A 14,314-nucleotide genomic window follows, 5' to 3' on the forward strand; every position below is an offset into this window, starting at 1 on the left:
CGGTGTTCGGGAAGGTGCGGGACTTCGCGAAGGTGCGTGGCGACACGACGGCCGGGCTCACACGCGAGCAGAAGGGACGCTTCGTCGCGCTCTGCCGGCTCGCGCAGGTCCACAAGTACATCGAGGACCCGAAGCCGAGCTACGTGGCGGACTGGGACGCACTGCCAAAGTCGCAGAAGGAAAGCGGCGCCGACATCTTCGAGGCGGTCGAACGGATGGCCTGACGCCTCACCGCCCGGGATGCGACGGCCAGGTTTCCGTCCGACGCTGCGAGCGGCCGGAACCGGTGCCGCACGGGGTAGGCTGCCGCGCGGCCCGTGCCTGCTGGCACAACCCGGCTCGGGCAGCAAAGTTGGCGTTGCTGCCGACCCACGGAAAGGAATGGGTGGTATGTCCGTTTCACTGAAAGTTGCACAGATCGGGCAGTCGGCCAGCTAAAGTCCCAGGTCAGCAAGACTGCTCCCCGCGCGTGCGGGGTTGGTCCCCCGGCCGAGATCAAGACATGGACCGGCTGATCCTGCTCCCCGCGCGTGCGGGGTTGGCCTCACCGGTTCGGGTCCGGTTCCGGGCACCAATCTTCATATAGGTCCTGACCTGCTGGAACGGCCTGAGGTTCGCGGGACGTGTTCCCGCCGCGGGAACACGGCGGGAACACGCGCGTCCCGTCATGGCGAGCGTTCACCCAAGGAAAGAACCGGGCCTGCGAGATCACCGGCTACCAGGTGAAACGGTGCCTCGGCTGGCTCGGCGGCCCGGACCTTCCTGCGGAAGGTCCGGGCCGCGCTGCGTGCAGTCAGCGGAGCGTGCGCACCATGACGGCGTACCGGGGCGAGTCCGCGAAGGGCTGCCGGAAGCCGACCGGCTTGTAGCCCCAGAACTCGTACAGCTTCTGCACCTTGGGGTGGTCGGGGTCGACGAGGAGCACCGCCAGGGCCTCGGGCCGGTCGTCGATCAGTGCCGACTGGAGCTGCTCGGAGACTCCGGCCTTGCGCCAGTTCGGGCGGACCATCACCGAGACGGTCGCGGACGATCGCGGTGAGCGCATGGAGCTCGGCCGGCCCATAGAACGCGAACCAAGACGGTCGTGCTTCGCTGTTGCGGGCGCCGAACGTCCCAGCGGGCAGCGCCCGCCCGCTCAGGGAGTGATCGGGCGCCACATGGAGACGTAGCGGGGAGAGTCCGGGTACGGCTGCATGATCCCCATCTCGGTGTAGCCCCACCGCTCGTAGAGGGCCCGGACCTTCGGGTGTTCCTCATCGACCAGGAGGTTCGAGCGCTCCTCGACCCGGTGGGAGAGCAGTTCCCCGTGCAGCGTGCGGGCGGTGCCGGTGCCGCGGAAGTCCGCACGAACCATCACCTCGCACAGCGCGAAGGTGCGGGTGTCGTGCTCTGTGAGGTCGACGCCCGGGACCGTGCTGACGAGTCCGGCCCACCGGTATTCGGCGGTCCGGGCGAAGCCGTAGGCGTAGCCGATGGGGGCGCCGTCGACTTCCCCGAGCGCGCAGCCCCAGCGTGGGGCGTCGGCGTGGCGGTGGAGGCGGTCGGTGAACCGCTCGACGGAGAAGAACGGATCGGTGGCGGCCTCGGCGGCGTAGATCTCGGCGTAGAGGTCGAGCAGCAGCGACTCGATGGCCGGCAGGCTCTCGGCGGTGTGGTAGCTGACGGTCAGGGTCTTGGGCTCGGCGGTCACAGTGCTGCTCCTGTTCCTTATGAGGCGGCGGTGACGGTGTCGTAGCGTTCCACGAAAGCGGCGACGTCGGGAAGGTCAACCTCGGCCATCTTCTCCTTGACCTGGCCGAGGTGGACGGCCCAGCGCGGGCAGTTCACCGACGGGTAGAGGTCCAGTGCCTCGCCCGCCATGCTGACGGCCTGCTCGACCTGGCCGTCGGCGAGGTAGCACTCCGAGAGGTGGACCGCGGTCGCGAATTTGTTCCTCCGGAACCCGGGGTCGAGGAGCTTCATTGCCTGCTCCTCCTGGTGCGCTGCGCGGTCCGGCTGTTTCAGGTCCATATACGACATCGCTGCCGCGGCCATCACTTCCCCCGGGCCGACGAAGGCGAGCCAGGCGTCGGCCGGCGCGGTGCCGATCCGGTCGAGGGCGGTCTCGGCGCGGGCAAGGGCGGTGCCGCACTGGGCACCTTGCCCGGAGGCGGCGTAGCCGAGCGCCAGGCGGCCGTGCAGGAGGGCGCTGAGGCGGTGGTCCCGCGCGTTGCGGGTGGCGTCGAGGGCGAGGCGTGCGATGGTGATGGTCTCGGTCACCCTGCCGAGCGCCCATGACTGCCGGGACATGTACGCCCAGATGCGGGCCTGGAGCTGCTTGTCGTCGGCGAGGAGAGCGGCGCGAAGGCCGCTGTCGAAGTTCTTGCCGGCGCGGTCCTGGTCGCCGCTGTCGAAGGCGAACCATCCGGCCGAGGCCCGGAGTTGGCCGATGACTTGATACAGGGATTTCTCGACGCGGGGCCCGTACAGGCAGTTGCCCATGGCGTCTTCGATCTGCTTGACGAACGACTCCGCGATGCCGGCCAGTTGCTCACCGCCGTAGAGGTCGTCTACGGCGTGCAGCTGGTCGATGCTCTCCCGGATGCGTTCGACGTCGCTCGCTCCTATGCGCCCGGACGTTGGGAGCGGGGCGAAGGCGAAGCTGAGCAGGTTGCCAGTTGCGGCGATCATGAAGGAGCGACGGAGCACGTGGTCCTCCTCAACGGTGGTCTCTACCAGCAGCGTAGAGCCTGAATCGAACCCGGCAAGCTGCTGTGATCTTTTATCCGAAAGAGTGAAGCCGAGCTGACCGCTGGCCAGCTTGAAGACGTCCATGAGGCCGACAAGGTAGTGGGTGTGCGGCTGAGTGGTCTCGCCGGACAGCCACCGGCGGACGTGCCTACCGGTGGCGCTGCCCGGTCGCCCGAACCGCTTCTCCCCGGCGGCGTTGACGGCCTTCGCCAGGTCTTCCGCCGACAGCTCCGTCTGCTTCATGAGGGCCTTGAGCACGTAGTTCGGTCGGAAGGTTGCCATCGGCGCTCCTCGGTCCGGTGAGGCGACCCTTCTCGCCCCCGCTGGCCGTCAACCCCTCGGAAATGTCCGGGGTGCATGAAGACGGCAGCCACAGAATGGCCTATCCCAGCTTGTGTGACCACCGGTTCACTGAATGTCAGCACCCGGTGGACCGCGGGAGTTTGGCTCTCTCGGCGAACCGGACTGCTGCTCCGCGCCTCCGCGACGATGCGGCGGTGCGGGCCTGCGCCCCATCACGGAGTCCTGACGGACTCTGCGGCGGCGCGACCACACACCGACGCTGCCGGCTCCGGCAGCAGCCACCCAGGAGGGACAGCCCATGAGCGACGGCAACAACAACCACGCCACCGACGGCGACGACAGCGGCAACCACGACGAGAACAACAGCGGCGACGAGTAGCCGAGCCGAACACAGGGGCTCCCGGGCACACAACCCCTTCACCGGTGCCCGGGAGCCCTGCCTCCCTCGCGGAAGAGTCAGCGCCACAGCGCCGGCGCGCGTCCCCCGACGTGATCGACCGGCAGCTCCGGGCAGGCGGCCCGCTTGAGCGTCACCGCGGCCCGGACTTCACAGCGGCGCATCCGAGCTCTACCGAGCTGCCGCCGGCCCTGATTCCCCCGACGGGCCGGGCGCGGCGTCCGACTGTCGTCCACAGGAGCACCCCCATGCGCACCCCCGCCGTCATCTACCTGTGTTCCAGCGAAGACCTCACCCGCCGCCTCGCCGCAGGGAGGCCGTGATGAAGCCCGCCCGCGGTCTCGTCGAGCGGGTGACGATCGACGCGACCGCCTCCGAACTGGAGAAGCGACTGAGCAGCATCCCCGTCGTGCGCCGCATGCTGCGCGCCGCCCTGGTGCGCTGGGGCGTAGGAGACGACGACCGCGATGACGTGCTGTACGTGGCGGTCGAGCTGGTGGCCAACGCGGTGCGGCACAGCCCGCCGGGCATGCACCACGTCTCCCTTTACCTGTCGTCGAACGGGGGCCGCCTCGTCGTGACGGTGCCCGCGCCGCGCTGAAGCGGGCCGACGCGATCATGGATGACGCCCAGGTGTGCTGGCCGCCGGATGAGCAGACCCTCAGCGTGCTCACCGACCTCGCCGAGGAACTGTTCGGCCACCTCCTGCTGCTCGTCGCCGCCGTCGACGCGGACTATGTGCCGCTGCCGTCGGGTGCGCGGCTGCGGCTGATCGTCGACGGGTCGGCGCGCGTCGCCGGCGCCCTGCCGGCCCGCCCCGCCCCTCCTCCTGACCCCCTTAGGCCGTGTCGTGATCGTGGGGCTGTCCGTGCTTCTCGCTCTTCCCAAGCCGCACCAAAGAAGTGGAGTTCAGTGTGATCGCACCCACCGTGTTCCCCTCGTTCCAGCATGCCTACGTCTCCGCCCTGCGGCACGTCACCGGGACCTACGAGTTCGTCAACTCGGCTCGGGGCAACGACAGCCACGAGATCATCGGTGCGAGCTTCCGGCTCACCGACCCCCGCCAGCGCGCCCTGTACCTGACGAGCCGGCCCGTCAACCCCGTGTACCACTACGCGGAAGCGCTCTGGTACCTGGGCGGCATGCGGAACCTCGACCTGATCGGGCACTACGCGAACCGTCGCCGGGCCGACTCGCGTGACGGCGTGACCATCGACGGCTCGTCCTACGGGGCGCGGATCTTCGCTCCCCGGCCGGACGGTGCGTCTTCCGCCTTTGACCAGGCGCTGGAGCTGCTGAAGGCCGAGAAGGACAGCAAGCGGGCCTACATGCCCATCTTCGAGGCCCGGGACCTGGACGGGATCGGCCACCCTGACCTGCCTTGCCTGGTCGGCCTTCACCTGCTGGCCCGTGAGGGCTACCTGCACATGGTCACCTACATGCGCGCCAACGACGCCAACCGCGGCATGGTCTGCGACGTCTACTCCTTCACCCTGATCCAGGAGTTCGCCGCCGCCCTGCTCGGGCTGCGCCTGGGCTCCTACACGCACCACGTGGGCTCGATGCACGTCGGCATCCGGGACCTGGAGCGCGCGGGCAAGGTGCTGGACGAGACGGCGGCAGCGAGCCCCGACACGATGCCCCGCTTCCCGGCCCCGGTGATGCCCGCCGACACCACGTGGAAGCACATCCGGACCGTCTTGGAGCACGAGGAGTTGTTGCGTACCAACCAGGTCCAGTACACCCCCGGGGACGTCGCCGGCCTGGACCTGCCACTGTACTGGCAGCGGGTACTGCTGCTCTTCGAGGCGCACCGGCAGGTGGTCAACTGCCCCACGGACCAAGTCGATCAGGGCCTGCTCGACGCGCTGGATCCGGGTGTCCGCTGGCAGTTCGAACGGCGCTGGCCGACCCGCGTTGCGGCCGGGGAGATCGCGTGACGCAGCAGGCCGAGCAGCAGAACCCGCTGCGGGGTATGGACTGGTCCCGCTGGAGCGTGGTGCTCCTCAAGCCGGACTGCGTGCGCCGAGGTCTGGGTGACCAGGTGCTGGCCCGGCTGGAGCCGGCCGCGCGGATCGTCCACCGGCGGCAGGTCATCGTGGAGGACTGGCAGATCTTCGTCCACTACTGGGACCTGCTGGTCACGCGGGACCGCTTCGAGGTGGACGTGCCCCGCTGCCTGCGCAGCACCTACGTGGGGCAGCCGGTGGAAGTGGCGCTCGCCTACGGCGAGCCGGGCACCCCCGAGAGGCTGCGCGACCTGCTCGGGCACTTCGACCCCCGCCAGGCCGAGCCGGGCACCATCCGCGCCGATCTGGGCACCGACAGCCTCACGGCCGCCCGGGCGCAGCACCGCCTGGTGGAGAACCTGATCCACACCTCCGACGACCGGCGCGCCGCGCGGCGGGACTTCGGGACGTGGTTCGGCACCGGCCAGCACCAGTTACTGGAGATCAAGGAGGATCACCAATGACGACCGCCACCCCGAGGGCCCAGCGCCCGCTGCCCCTGCTGACCCCCGAGCAGATCGCGGGACTCAAGCCGGAACTCGCCGAGGTCATCGAGTACCGCAAGTCAGGCCTGTCCCTCAACCACGTCGTCGGCTGCCCGCTGGACTGCGGCTACTGCGTGCGGCACCTGTTCGACAACTTCGAGCTCAAGACGCCCCGCGCCCTGATGAGCGACGAGGCCGCGGTGGAGCTGCTGACCAGGCACAAGTACTTCCGGCCCCACCGCACGCCGATCCAGATCTTCAACCGGGCGACGGAGCCGATGCTGCCGATCGTCAAGCCGCACACGTTCAACACGCTGCGGCTGCTGGACGAGCAGGGCCTGACCAACCACGTTCTGGTCATCACCCGCTGGCGTGTCGACCCCGAGGACTGCGCGGTGCTGAACAGCTACCGCAACATCCGGCTGACGATGCTGGTCACCCACTCCGACATCCAGCACCCGGGCATCGAGCCCGTTGACTCGACGATCGCCGCCGCCAGCCTCCAGACGCTCCACCGGCACGCCGAGCACTACCGCACGGTGCTGTACTGGCGGCCGATCGTGCCGGGCCTCAACGACTCCGACGATCACATCCAGCGGGCCCTGGAACTGTCGAGGCACGCCGACGCGACGGTGTTCACCGGGCTGTTCTTCCGCAAGGAGATCGCCGCGTACTACGCCGACCACGGCCTGCCGATGCCGTACGAGGACATCGCCCGCCGCAAGATCATGCCGGAGGAGTCCGAGCAGCGCATCCTCGCCGCCTTCCGCCGGCCCGACGACCGGGGCGAGCCGTACGGGCCCCTCTTCAGGAAGACCAGCTGCGGGGTCGCCTACGCCCACAAGGTGCCCGACTACAACGGGCACTACGGCATCCAGGAGTTGTGCGACATCTGCCCGGTGGCGCAGCTGGGCCTGTGCCGCGACGCCTGGCAGGCCCCCAGCCTGGAGGCGGCCACCGAACAGGCCCGTGCTCTCGGGGCGACCGGTGACGTTGAGGTGAACGAACGCGCCATCATCGTCGAGGGCTTGAGCGAACCGCCGCGCTACTACATGCAGCACGGCTTCAGCTACCAGGTCCACGACCGTGACAAGCCGCACCACCACCGTCGGCACGGCCGAGCCGAGATCGGCTGGACCGACCCGAAGTAAGGAGACCGTGATGGACTACGGCACCTGGCCCCGAGTCTTCGTCGTGGACGTCGAAGGCAACGGAGGACAGCCACCGGACCTGGTGGAGGTAGCCGCGATCCCCGTGGTGAACGGGAGCCCGGTGCCGTCGTCCACACGCTCCACCCTGCTCCGCCCGCCGAACCCCATCACCAGGTTCGCCACCCGGGTGCACCACATCACCAACCAGGACGTGGCCGCAGCGCCGACCTGGGAGCAGGTCCGCCCCCAGGTGCACGCGGACCTGGAGGGCGCATGGATCGCCGCGCACAACGCCCACGTGGACTACCGCGTGCTGCTGCGGCACATGCCCCACTGGAAGCCCGCCGGGGTGCTGGACACCCTGCGGCTCGCCCGCGCGACCTACCCGAAGGCCGGCGGGTACAGCCTCGACGCGCTGATCGAGCTGACCGCCATCGACCTGGCGTCCGTTGCCGGCCAGCGCCACCGGGCCGCCTACGACGCCCACGCGACCGCACTGCTGCTGATCGCCCTCGCCGGGCACTACGACACCTGGGACGCGCTGCTCACCGCCGGCGTCCCGCCCGGGATGCCCGGCGCCCCCCTGCCCGCCGCCCCCAGCTCAGAGGAACAAACACTGTGGTGACCCCGCTTCGCCTCTGCATCGCCGGAACGCACTCGACCGGCAAGACCACCCTCGCCAGGCGCATCGAGATGGAGTTGCGCGCCACCGGCATCACCGTCGCCCGCACCGGCGGCTTCGCCAGGCGGGCCGCCGAACTCGGCTTCGGGAAGATGACGCGCCACACCGCCCAGTCCACCGCCTGGATCATCAACGCCACCTCCAACGCCACCCTGGAAGCCGAACTCACCGCCGACGTCGTGATCGTGGACCGCACCCCCTACGACGCCCTCGCGTACTACCTGGCCGCGGTCCAGCACCGGGACGAGCAGCCCGACCCCGAAGCGCTGTCCCGCCTGACCGGCCTGGCGCAGCTGGCCTGCCCCCGCCCGCCGGTGTTCCTCGCCACCCTCCTCGACACCGCACTGCCGCTGGCCGAGCACCCGGGCAAGGACCCCGACTGGACGGACGCCGCGTTCCGCGAGGCCGTGGACGCGCAGCTGCACCGGGCCCTGGGCGCCTACGCGGTGCCTCACCTCCCGGTGCCCAGCGACGGGCACGCCGCCGCCGTCGAAGTAGCGGTCGAGACGATCACCGCTGCCTGGGCGGCTGCCGCGTGAACACGATCACGATCGCGGGCAAGCAGGTCCCCCGCCTGGGCCTGGGCACCATGCGCCTGACCGGCCCCGGTACCTGGGGCGAGCCGGCCGACATGGTCGGCGGCGCCGCGCTGCTGCGCGAGGCCGTTCACGACCTCGGCATCCTGCACATCGACACCGCCGACGCCTACGGTCCGCATACCGTCGAAGAGCTGATCCGCCGCGCGCTGCACCCCTACCCCGAGCAGCTGCTGCTGGCCACGAAGGTCGGCATGGTGCGGCCCGCGCCGAACGTCTGGCGCCCGCTGGGCCGCCCCGAGTACCTGCGCGCCGCCGTCGAGGCGTCCCTGCGCCGCCTGGGAATCGAGCGGATCGACCTGTGCTACCTGCATCGGGTGGACCCCGCGGTGCCGCTGGCCGATCAGGTCGGCGAGCTTGAGGACCTGAGGACCGAAGGCAAGATCGGCGCCATCGGCCTGTCCAAGGTGACCCCCGAGCAGATCCGCGAGGCCGCCGGCCTGGTGACGGTCGCCGCCGTGCAGAACTGCCTGAACGCCGCCGGGCCGGACGATCCGGCGCTCGCGTACTGCCTGGCCAACGACATCCCGTACGTGCCGTACCGGCCGCTGAACGCCGGGCTGCTGCCCGATCCGGCGGCGGCCCTGCGGTGGCTGCTGGACCTCGGCCCGCTGGTGGCACCGATCCCCGGCACCGCCAACCCCGCCCATCTGCGCGTGCTCTTCGCGCCCGCGACCTGAGGCGGGTGCACCACGATGGCGCAGACCTGGATTCCCCGCGAGGAGTTCGTCAAGACGCTGCCCTGTGCCCTGCACGGCTGCGGCGTGCTGCTCTTCGACCCGGACGGGAAGCTGCTGCTCCTGCACGACTCCTACAGCGCGGGCCGGGCCGCCAAGGGCTGGCCGCAGCGCTGGTGGGCGCCGGGCGGCCTCCTCGAAGACGGCGAGGCCCCCGAGCAGGCGGCGCGCCGGGAAGTCCTGGAGGAGACGGGCCTCAAGCTGGACGGCCCGCTCTGCCCGGTCGGCGTGGACTTCCTCCCGCCGGCCGAGGGCTGGCCGCCCGTCAGCACCTACTTCTTCTCCACCGGTCCCCTCACCTGGGAGCAGGCCGACTCGGTCACGCTGTCCGAGGCGCACGACGAGCACCGGTTCCTTCAACTCGCCGACTGGGAAGACGAGGTGTCTGCCACCATGCACGCGCGCCTGACCGCGCTGGTCACCGTCTTCGCGACCGAACGCCAGGTCGTCCTGCACTGCGGCAGGCCGATGTGATCTGGAAGCAGCACGGCCGCGAGACGGTGTTCACCGCGCCCCGCCTGGCCGTCCACCTGGACCAGGTCACCCGGCCGGACGGGCAGCCGGGAGAGGTGTGGGTCACCGAGCATCCGGACGGCGCCCTGATCGTCCCCCTGGACGACCGCGGCCGGGTCGGCATGGTGCGCTCCGTCACGTACGTTCACGGCGAGGTCGTCACCCCACCGGGAGGGACCGTCGAGCCCGGCGAGAGCCCCGAGGACGCCGGGCGGCGGGAACTCCGCGAAGAGGCCGGGATCACCGCCCGGGAGTGGACGCCGCTGGGCAACGTCGCCCTGATGACCCGCAACACCGCCCGGCTGCACTTCTTCCTTGCACGCGGCCTCACCCTCGGCGAGCAGCAGCTGACCAGCTCGGAGGTCGGCATGACCCTGGAGTGGTGGGACCTGCCGGAGGCGGTCGAGGCGGCCTGCGACGGTCGACCGGCCCTGTCCGGCGCCTCGTTGGGGATCTTGATGGCAGCCCGCTATCTGGACGACGGCCGACAGCAGTAGGGGGACCGCTGTGTGCACGGCGTTCGTCAGCTTCAACCCGGGCTCGGTGGTGCCGGTTCTCCTGCTCGCCGTCCGGGACGAGTACACCGACCGCAGGTGGCTGCCGCCCGGCCGCCACTGGCCGAACCAGCCCGACGTCACCGGCGGCCTGGACCTGGACGCGGGCGGCACCTGGCTCGCCGTCGCACCCGGCGCCGGGCCGGTGGCGGCCTGCCTGCTCAACGGCTTCGGCCACACCGCTCTCCCGCAGCAGCGGCTCTCCCGGGGTGGGCTGCCGCTCACCGCCGTCAGTGGCCAGCCAGTCGCCGGTCTCCAGCTGGAGCGCTTCGACCCGTTCCACCTGATCGTCGCCAGGCCCTCCGGGGTGCGGGTGGCCAGTTGGAGCGGCAGCAGCCTGGAAGACCACGAGCTGCCCGCCGGTCTGAGCGTCGTGCTCAACGACGGCGTGGAGAGCCGGACGGGCGCTCAGCCCTGCCCACCGCACATCCGCGCGACAATGGCCGCCCGGCTGGCGCACTTCCGGGCACGGCTGCAAGCCGTTGCGCGACCCGAGCCGGTAGCCAGGTCGCCGGAATACGCGTGGGGCGAGTGGCTGCCGATCGCGCGCGGCGACGGGCTACCACCCGACGACCCGGCAGCCCTGATACGCCGCCTGGTGTCACCGAGCGGACGCGCCTGGGGCTCCGTGTCGCTCTCCATGGTCGCCCTCGCACACGAGCAGGTGCGCTACGACTTCGGCGCTGTCTCCGGCTCCGGTCCCTCGCCCCGGATCGTTCTGGAGCCGGTGGCGATGCCTACGGTGAGGACGGCTACCACGGGCTGAGCACAGCACTTGCAGCGGCACCGGCGGTCCTCGCCGGTCCCGCGGTGCTGCCCGACCGGGGCTGGTCTCCTCCCACTACCGGCATAGGTGATTTCCAGCAACATCTGGAGAGGGCGTCCGAAATCTGCCATGCAGGCCATGCGCGGGAGGCTGGGTGGGAAGGGTGATGCCCCGTAGACCCAGGTCAACAGGCGGTGTCCGTTCCGGCTGGACGAAGACGTTCACCGACCCGCGTCTGTGCTCGGTCATCATCGACCGGCTCACCTTCAACGGCTCGATCATCGAGACCGGCACCGACTCCTACCGCCTGGCCCACACCAAAGCCAGGCAGAACACCAAGCCGGTGAAATAGCCAAGCGCCGCTATGGCGTCCAGTTCGCGGTAACCCGGTCCGCCACCGGGAAGACGGTCCCGCAGTCCGGGCAGGCCGCCCGGCCGAACAGATACGGCAGGCGACGCGCCACCAACTGCTGCCCGTCAGCGAGGGTCCGGTCATGCAGGCGCTTCGCCAGACCCTCCAGATCCTCCGACGCCGTCGGCTGAAGAGGCACTTTCTCCACCTCCCGCAACGAATAGTCGTCACTGGCGGAGAAGCACTCGTCCTCGCCGATCACGATGAACATATTGACGCCGCAGTGGGGGCATTCGACTTCGTACTCCCCGGTCCGCAGACCTTCCAGGCATCGGTCCCAGATCTCGACGCCCTCGAACGACAGCAACGACTGCAGCAGATAGACGTAGTTCTCCGCGTCCCCGATTTCACGCAAGAACTGGTCCGTGACCCGGTGCAGATGTGCGATCGGCGCCGAGAAGACCTTGAACACGTCATCGCCGCTGGGGGCGCAGGCCATGATCGCTCCTGCCGCCAGAAGCACCCACCGGCGGTCCTGCGGACCGCAGCTCGATGCGAGTGCGGCCAACCGGGGAAGCGCCGCGAAGCTCGCCGAGAAGGCAGTGTCCAGCTGCGGGCACAGATGATCCATCAGTTCCGACCAGACGCCCCTCGGATCGGCGTCGAACTGGTCCAGCAGAGCCGGGACATGTCCCGCGGAACCGCACGCGTCGCTGAGCGTCGACCAATCCGCCATGCGCCGATTCAACCAGGCCACCCGCAACCGCACAGGGTGGGGCCAGCTACACCGCCATAGCCACTCCGAACTGCACCACCAGATCTCGGCGCTGTCCCGCGCCGCCTGACGACGAGAACAACGGCAATGACCAACAACAGCCGGATCTTCCGCGAAGCGTGGATCGCCGGGGCGAAGCGGCACTTCCCCGGGGAACCGAAGCCGGAGTACATCGCCCCATGGGAGGAGACGCCGGACTGGGAACGCCGTTCTGCGGCGGCGGTGTTCGGCCAGGTACGGGACTTCGTGCACGTGAGCGGTGGCACGACGGCCAGACTCACACGCGAGCAGAAGGAGCGCTTCGTCGCGCTCTGCGGTTCGCCCGGATCCACAAGGACATCGAGGACCCGAAGCCGGGATACGTGGCGGACTGGGACGCACTGCCGGAGTGGCAGAAGGAGACCGACGCCGACATCTTCGAGGCGGTCGAACGGACGGCCTGACGCGTCGCCGCCCGGGATTCGCCGCCAAGGTGTCCGCCCGGCGCTGCGAGCGGCCGGAACCGGTGGCACGCGGGGTAAGCTGCCGCACGGCCCGGGCCTGCTGGCACAATCCGGCTCGGGCACCGAAGTTAATGTTGCCGCTGGCTCGCGTAAAGGAATGGGCGGTATGTCCGTTTCGCTGAAAGTTGCACGGCCCGGGCAGTCGGCCAGCTAAAGTCCCAGGTCAGCAAGACTGCTCCCCGCGCGTGCGGGGTTGGTCCATCCACGCCCACGGCGTGGCTGGCGGGGGAGTCCTGCTCCCCGCGCGTGCGGGGTTGGTCCCGAAAAAAGCGCCGAAACTCCGAGCGGAGCGGCCTGCTCCCCGCGCGTGCGGGGTTGGTCCCTCGGGGCCGGCGCTCAGTTCGAGGTAGGCGGTCTGCTCCCCGCGCGTGCGGGGTTGGTCCCCCGGTTCCCAGCCTGGGGTTGACCGGCCGTCCCTGCTCCCCGCGCGTGCGGGGTTGGTCCCTCCCGGCCCGCCGTCAGGGAGCCGAGAGCCGCCTGCTCCCCGCGCGTGCGGGGTTGGTCCCACGTTCCGAGAAATTCGCAACGTTGCGAATCGCTGCTCCCCGCGCGTGCGGGGCTGGAATCACCGACCAGCGTCGGCATCGCGTGCGCGGGGACCCCGAAGCACCGCGCCCAGGCCGCCAAGTAGCGGGTATCGCTGGTCAGGGCCTCGCCGATGTCGAGCACCACAGATCGGATCACGTGGCGAGCCCAGCGAGGTGAGGACGTCCTGTCGGAGGCCTCACCAATCGGCGTGCCGAGCTGGGCCACGACCCGGCTGACCACCAACCTGGAGTCGCCTACCTGTTTCGCCTTTGATCACAGCTCGGACACGAGCGCACACGAATCACCAAAGCAGCCGATACGGTCACCTCACCACACGAACCGCACCCCAGGGGAAACCTTGCGCGTCCGCACCATCATGATCGGCCTCACGGCAAGTCTGCTCGTCACCTTGACAGCATGCTCCAGCAGCACGTCCAACAGCCCGAAGGCGGAGTCGCCTGCGCCCGCCTCAGCGTCGGCAGTCCCGACGTCGGCCACCGGTTCGGCAACCCCATCAGCGCCGCCTGCCACCACTCCGGAACCGACAGCACCTGGTGCCGTCACGGCCGGCGGTCTCCCGCCGAAGCCGGACGAAGGCACGGCCGCCAAGTACATCGCGGCGCTGACGTCGATCGACGCGGAAATCGTCAACGGCAAGCCGGACAAGGCCATCAGCCGCGGACGGGACCAGTGCTCGTCGGTAGCACAGCACCCCAAGGACCAGGCGAAGCTCGTCGAACTGACGGCCCAGCGCTTCATCGGGCCGAACCACCCGACCGGATTCGGCGCAGAGAAGTCAACGAAGATCCTGGAAGCAGTGCGCAAGTACATCTGCCCGACCTACTGAGCACCGACGACAAAGTCCCCCGCCAGGGCCAAAGCCAGGCGGGGGCACGGGTATATGTGGTGCTGAGGTGCGTGGTGCGGCAGTTCGCGCAGTCGACACCGGCGTGCAGTGACCTGCCGCTTGGTCCTGTTCACGAGTGGTGAAGTCGGCGTGGACTTCAATCGCCCGGCCACCGTAACGCGCTCAGCAGGCAGGTCCGTTACTCGCATCGGGCCGGGTGAGGATGCGCCGAAGCCAGCGGTAACGGGCGTTGCGGGCGTCCTGGGTGAGGGCCGCCTGTGGCGCACAGGAGTCGAAGCCGTGGAAGGCTCCGGGCCATACGTGCAGTTCGGCCTGGCCACCGGCCTGCCAGATCGCGTTGGCGTAGGCCACGTCCTCGTCTCTGA

The 14,314-nt window shown here is 69.8% G+C and carries 16 protein-coding genes and 4 pseudogenes; 15 read left to right on the top strand and 5 right to left on the bottom strand.

Annotated elements, in window-relative coordinates:
- Positions 1-224, top strand: a pseudogene (locus AB0P06_RS35640) (hypothetical protein); the annotation flags it as partial.
- A gap of 569 nt (positions 225-793) precedes the next feature.
- Here the strand turns inward: AB0P06_RS35640 and AB0P06_RS35645 are convergent.
- From AB0P06_RS35645 to AB0P06_RS35655, 3 genes are all read right to left on the bottom strand, one after another.
- Positions 794-1,009: an acetyltransferase gene (locus AB0P06_RS35645; RefSeq protein WP_363614937.1), complete on the bottom strand. Its 216-nt coding sequence runs from the start codon at positions 1,007-1,009 to the stop codon at positions 794-796.
- 126 nt (positions 1,010-1,135) lie between these two features.
- On the bottom strand, positions 1,136-1,690 hold the full coding sequence (locus tag AB0P06_RS35650) for a GNAT family N-acetyltransferase (protein WP_363614939.1): 555 nt from the start codon (positions 1,688-1,690) through the stop codon (positions 1,136-1,138).
- Positions 1,691-1,707: 17 nt separating this feature from the next.
- On the bottom strand, positions 1,708-3,012 hold the full coding sequence (locus tag AB0P06_RS35655) for a hypothetical protein (protein WP_363614941.1): 1,305 nt from the start codon (positions 3,010-3,012) through the stop codon (positions 1,708-1,710).
- A gap of 740 nt (positions 3,013-3,752) precedes the next feature.
- Here AB0P06_RS35655 and AB0P06_RS35660 point away from each other — a divergent pair.
- From AB0P06_RS35660 to AB0P06_RS35715, 12 genes and pseudogenes are all read left to right on the top strand, one after another.
- Positions 3,753-4,031, top strand: coding sequence for an ATP-binding protein (locus tag AB0P06_RS35660; RefSeq protein ID WP_363614942.1), 279 nt, complete (start codon positions 3,753-3,755; stop codon positions 4,029-4,031).
- A 17-nt stretch (positions 4,032-4,048) separates the two neighbouring features.
- Entirely contained in the window at positions 4,049-4,348 is a 300-nt protein-coding gene (locus tag AB0P06_RS35665; protein WP_363614944.1) for a hypothetical protein, read from the top strand.
- Positions 4,345-5,370 carry a thymidylate synthase gene (locus AB0P06_RS35670; protein ID WP_363614945.1) on the top strand — a complete coding sequence of 342 codons (1,026 nt, stop codon included), beginning with the start codon at positions 4,345-4,347 and terminating at the stop codon, positions 5,368-5,370. Before AB0P06_RS35665 ends, AB0P06_RS35670 begins: the two co-directional genes overlap by 4 nt.
- The gene (locus tag AB0P06_RS35675; protein WP_363614947.1) at positions 5,367-5,903 is read left to right on the top strand and encodes a nucleoside-diphosphate kinase; all 537 of its coding nucleotides are present in this window, start codon (positions 5,367-5,369) and stop codon (positions 5,901-5,903) included. Before AB0P06_RS35670 ends, AB0P06_RS35675 begins: the two co-directional genes overlap by 4 nt.
- On the top strand, positions 5,900-7,075 hold the full coding sequence (locus tag AB0P06_RS35680; RefSeq protein WP_363614949.1) for a radical SAM protein: 1,176 nt from the start codon (positions 5,900-5,902) through the stop codon (positions 7,073-7,075). Before AB0P06_RS35675 ends, AB0P06_RS35680 begins: the two co-directional genes overlap by 4 nt.
- A gap of 10 nt (positions 7,076-7,085) precedes the next feature.
- Positions 7,086-7,700, top strand: a complete 615-nt coding sequence (locus tag AB0P06_RS35685; RefSeq protein WP_363614951.1) for a 3'-5' exonuclease — start codon at positions 7,086-7,088, stop codon at positions 7,698-7,700.
- Positions 7,697-8,296 carry an AAA family ATPase gene (locus AB0P06_RS35690; RefSeq protein ID WP_363614953.1) on the top strand — a complete coding sequence of 200 codons (600 nt, stop codon included), beginning with the start codon at positions 7,697-7,699 and terminating at the stop codon, positions 8,294-8,296. Before AB0P06_RS35685 ends, AB0P06_RS35690 begins: the two co-directional genes overlap by 4 nt.
- Entirely contained in the window at positions 8,293-9,033 is a 741-nt protein-coding gene (locus tag AB0P06_RS35695; protein WP_363614955.1) for an aldo/keto reductase, read from the top strand. Before AB0P06_RS35690 ends, AB0P06_RS35695 begins: the two co-directional genes overlap by 4 nt.
- Before the next feature lie 15 nt (positions 9,034-9,048).
- Positions 9,049-9,564, top strand: a complete 516-nt coding sequence (locus tag AB0P06_RS35700) for an NUDIX hydrolase (RefSeq protein WP_363614957.1) — start codon at positions 9,049-9,051, stop codon at positions 9,562-9,564.
- Positions 9,561-10,100 carry an NUDIX hydrolase gene (locus tag AB0P06_RS35705; protein ID WP_363614959.1) on the top strand — a complete coding sequence of 180 codons (540 nt, stop codon included), beginning with the start codon at positions 9,561-9,563 and terminating at the stop codon, positions 10,098-10,100. Before AB0P06_RS35700 ends, AB0P06_RS35705 begins: the two co-directional genes overlap by 4 nt.
- Positions 10,101-10,110: 10 nt before the next feature.
- On the top strand, positions 10,111-10,923 hold the full coding sequence (locus AB0P06_RS35710) for an NRDE family protein (protein WP_363614961.1): 813 nt from the start codon (positions 10,111-10,113) through the stop codon (positions 10,921-10,923).
- 202 nt (positions 10,924-11,125) lie between these two features.
- Positions 11,126-11,275: pseudogene (locus tag AB0P06_RS35715) on the top strand (ATP-binding protein); the annotation flags it as partial.
- Positions 11,276-11,285: 10 nt separating this feature from the next.
- Here AB0P06_RS35715 and AB0P06_RS35720 read toward each other — a convergent pair.
- Positions 11,286-12,011 (bottom strand): hypothetical protein, encoded by a 726-nt coding sequence (locus tag AB0P06_RS35720; RefSeq protein WP_363614963.1) that lies wholly within the window; start codon positions 12,009-12,011, stop codon positions 11,286-11,288.
- A 126-nt stretch (positions 12,012-12,137) separates the two neighbouring features.
- Here AB0P06_RS35720 and AB0P06_RS35725 point away from each other — a divergent pair.
- Both AB0P06_RS35725 and AB0P06_RS35730 read left to right on the top strand, forming a co-directional pair.
- Positions 12,138-12,493 (top strand): annotated as a pseudogene (locus AB0P06_RS35725) (hypothetical protein).
- A 946-nt stretch (positions 12,494-13,439) separates the two neighbouring features.
- Positions 13,440-13,928: a hypothetical protein gene (locus AB0P06_RS35730; RefSeq protein WP_363614965.1), complete on the top strand. Its 489-nt coding sequence runs from the start codon at positions 13,440-13,442 to the stop codon at positions 13,926-13,928.
- A gap of 183 nt (positions 13,929-14,111) precedes the next feature.
- Here AB0P06_RS35730 and AB0P06_RS35735 read toward each other — a convergent pair.
- Positions 14,112-14,314 (bottom strand): annotated as a pseudogene (locus AB0P06_RS35735) (alpha/beta hydrolase); the annotation flags it as partial.

It is taken from the genome of Kitasatospora sp. NPDC088351 (genome assembly GCF_040685575.1).
GTDB lineage: Bacteria > Actinomycetota > Actinomycetes > Streptomycetales > Streptomycetaceae > Kitasatospora.

What these genes read in the sequence shown, in the direction of transcription:
- AB0P06_RS35655 (WP_363614941.1), bottom strand. Translation starts at nt 3,012, where the DNA reads ATGGCAACCTTCCGACCGAACTACGTGCTCAAGGCCCTCATGAAGCAG.
- AB0P06_RS35645 (WP_363614937.1), bottom strand. Translation starts at nt 1,009, where the DNA reads ATGGTCCGCCCGAACTGGCGCAAGGCCGGAGTCTCCGAGCAGCTCCAG.
- AB0P06_RS35700 (WP_363614957.1), top strand. Translation starts at nt 9,049, where the DNA reads ATGGCGCAGACCTGGATTCCCCGCGAGGAGTTCGTCAAGACGCTGCCC.
- AB0P06_RS35660 (WP_363614942.1), top strand. Translation starts at nt 3,753, where the DNA reads ATGAAGCCCGCCCGCGGTCTCGTCGAGCGGGTGACGATCGACGCGACC.
- AB0P06_RS35685 (WP_363614951.1), top strand. Translation starts at nt 7,086, where the DNA reads ATGGACTACGGCACCTGGCCCCGAGTCTTCGTCGTGGACGTCGAAGGC.
- AB0P06_RS35720 (WP_363614963.1), bottom strand. Translation starts at nt 12,011, where the DNA reads ATGGCGGATTGGTCGACGCTCAGCGACGCGTGCGGTTCCGCGGGACAT.
- AB0P06_RS35665 (WP_363614944.1), top strand. Translation starts at nt 4,049, where the DNA reads ATGGATGACGCCCAGGTGTGCTGGCCGCCGGATGAGCAGACCCTCAGC.
- AB0P06_RS35680 (WP_363614949.1), top strand. Translation starts at nt 5,900, where the DNA reads ATGACGACCGCCACCCCGAGGGCCCAGCGCCCGCTGCCCCTGCTGACC.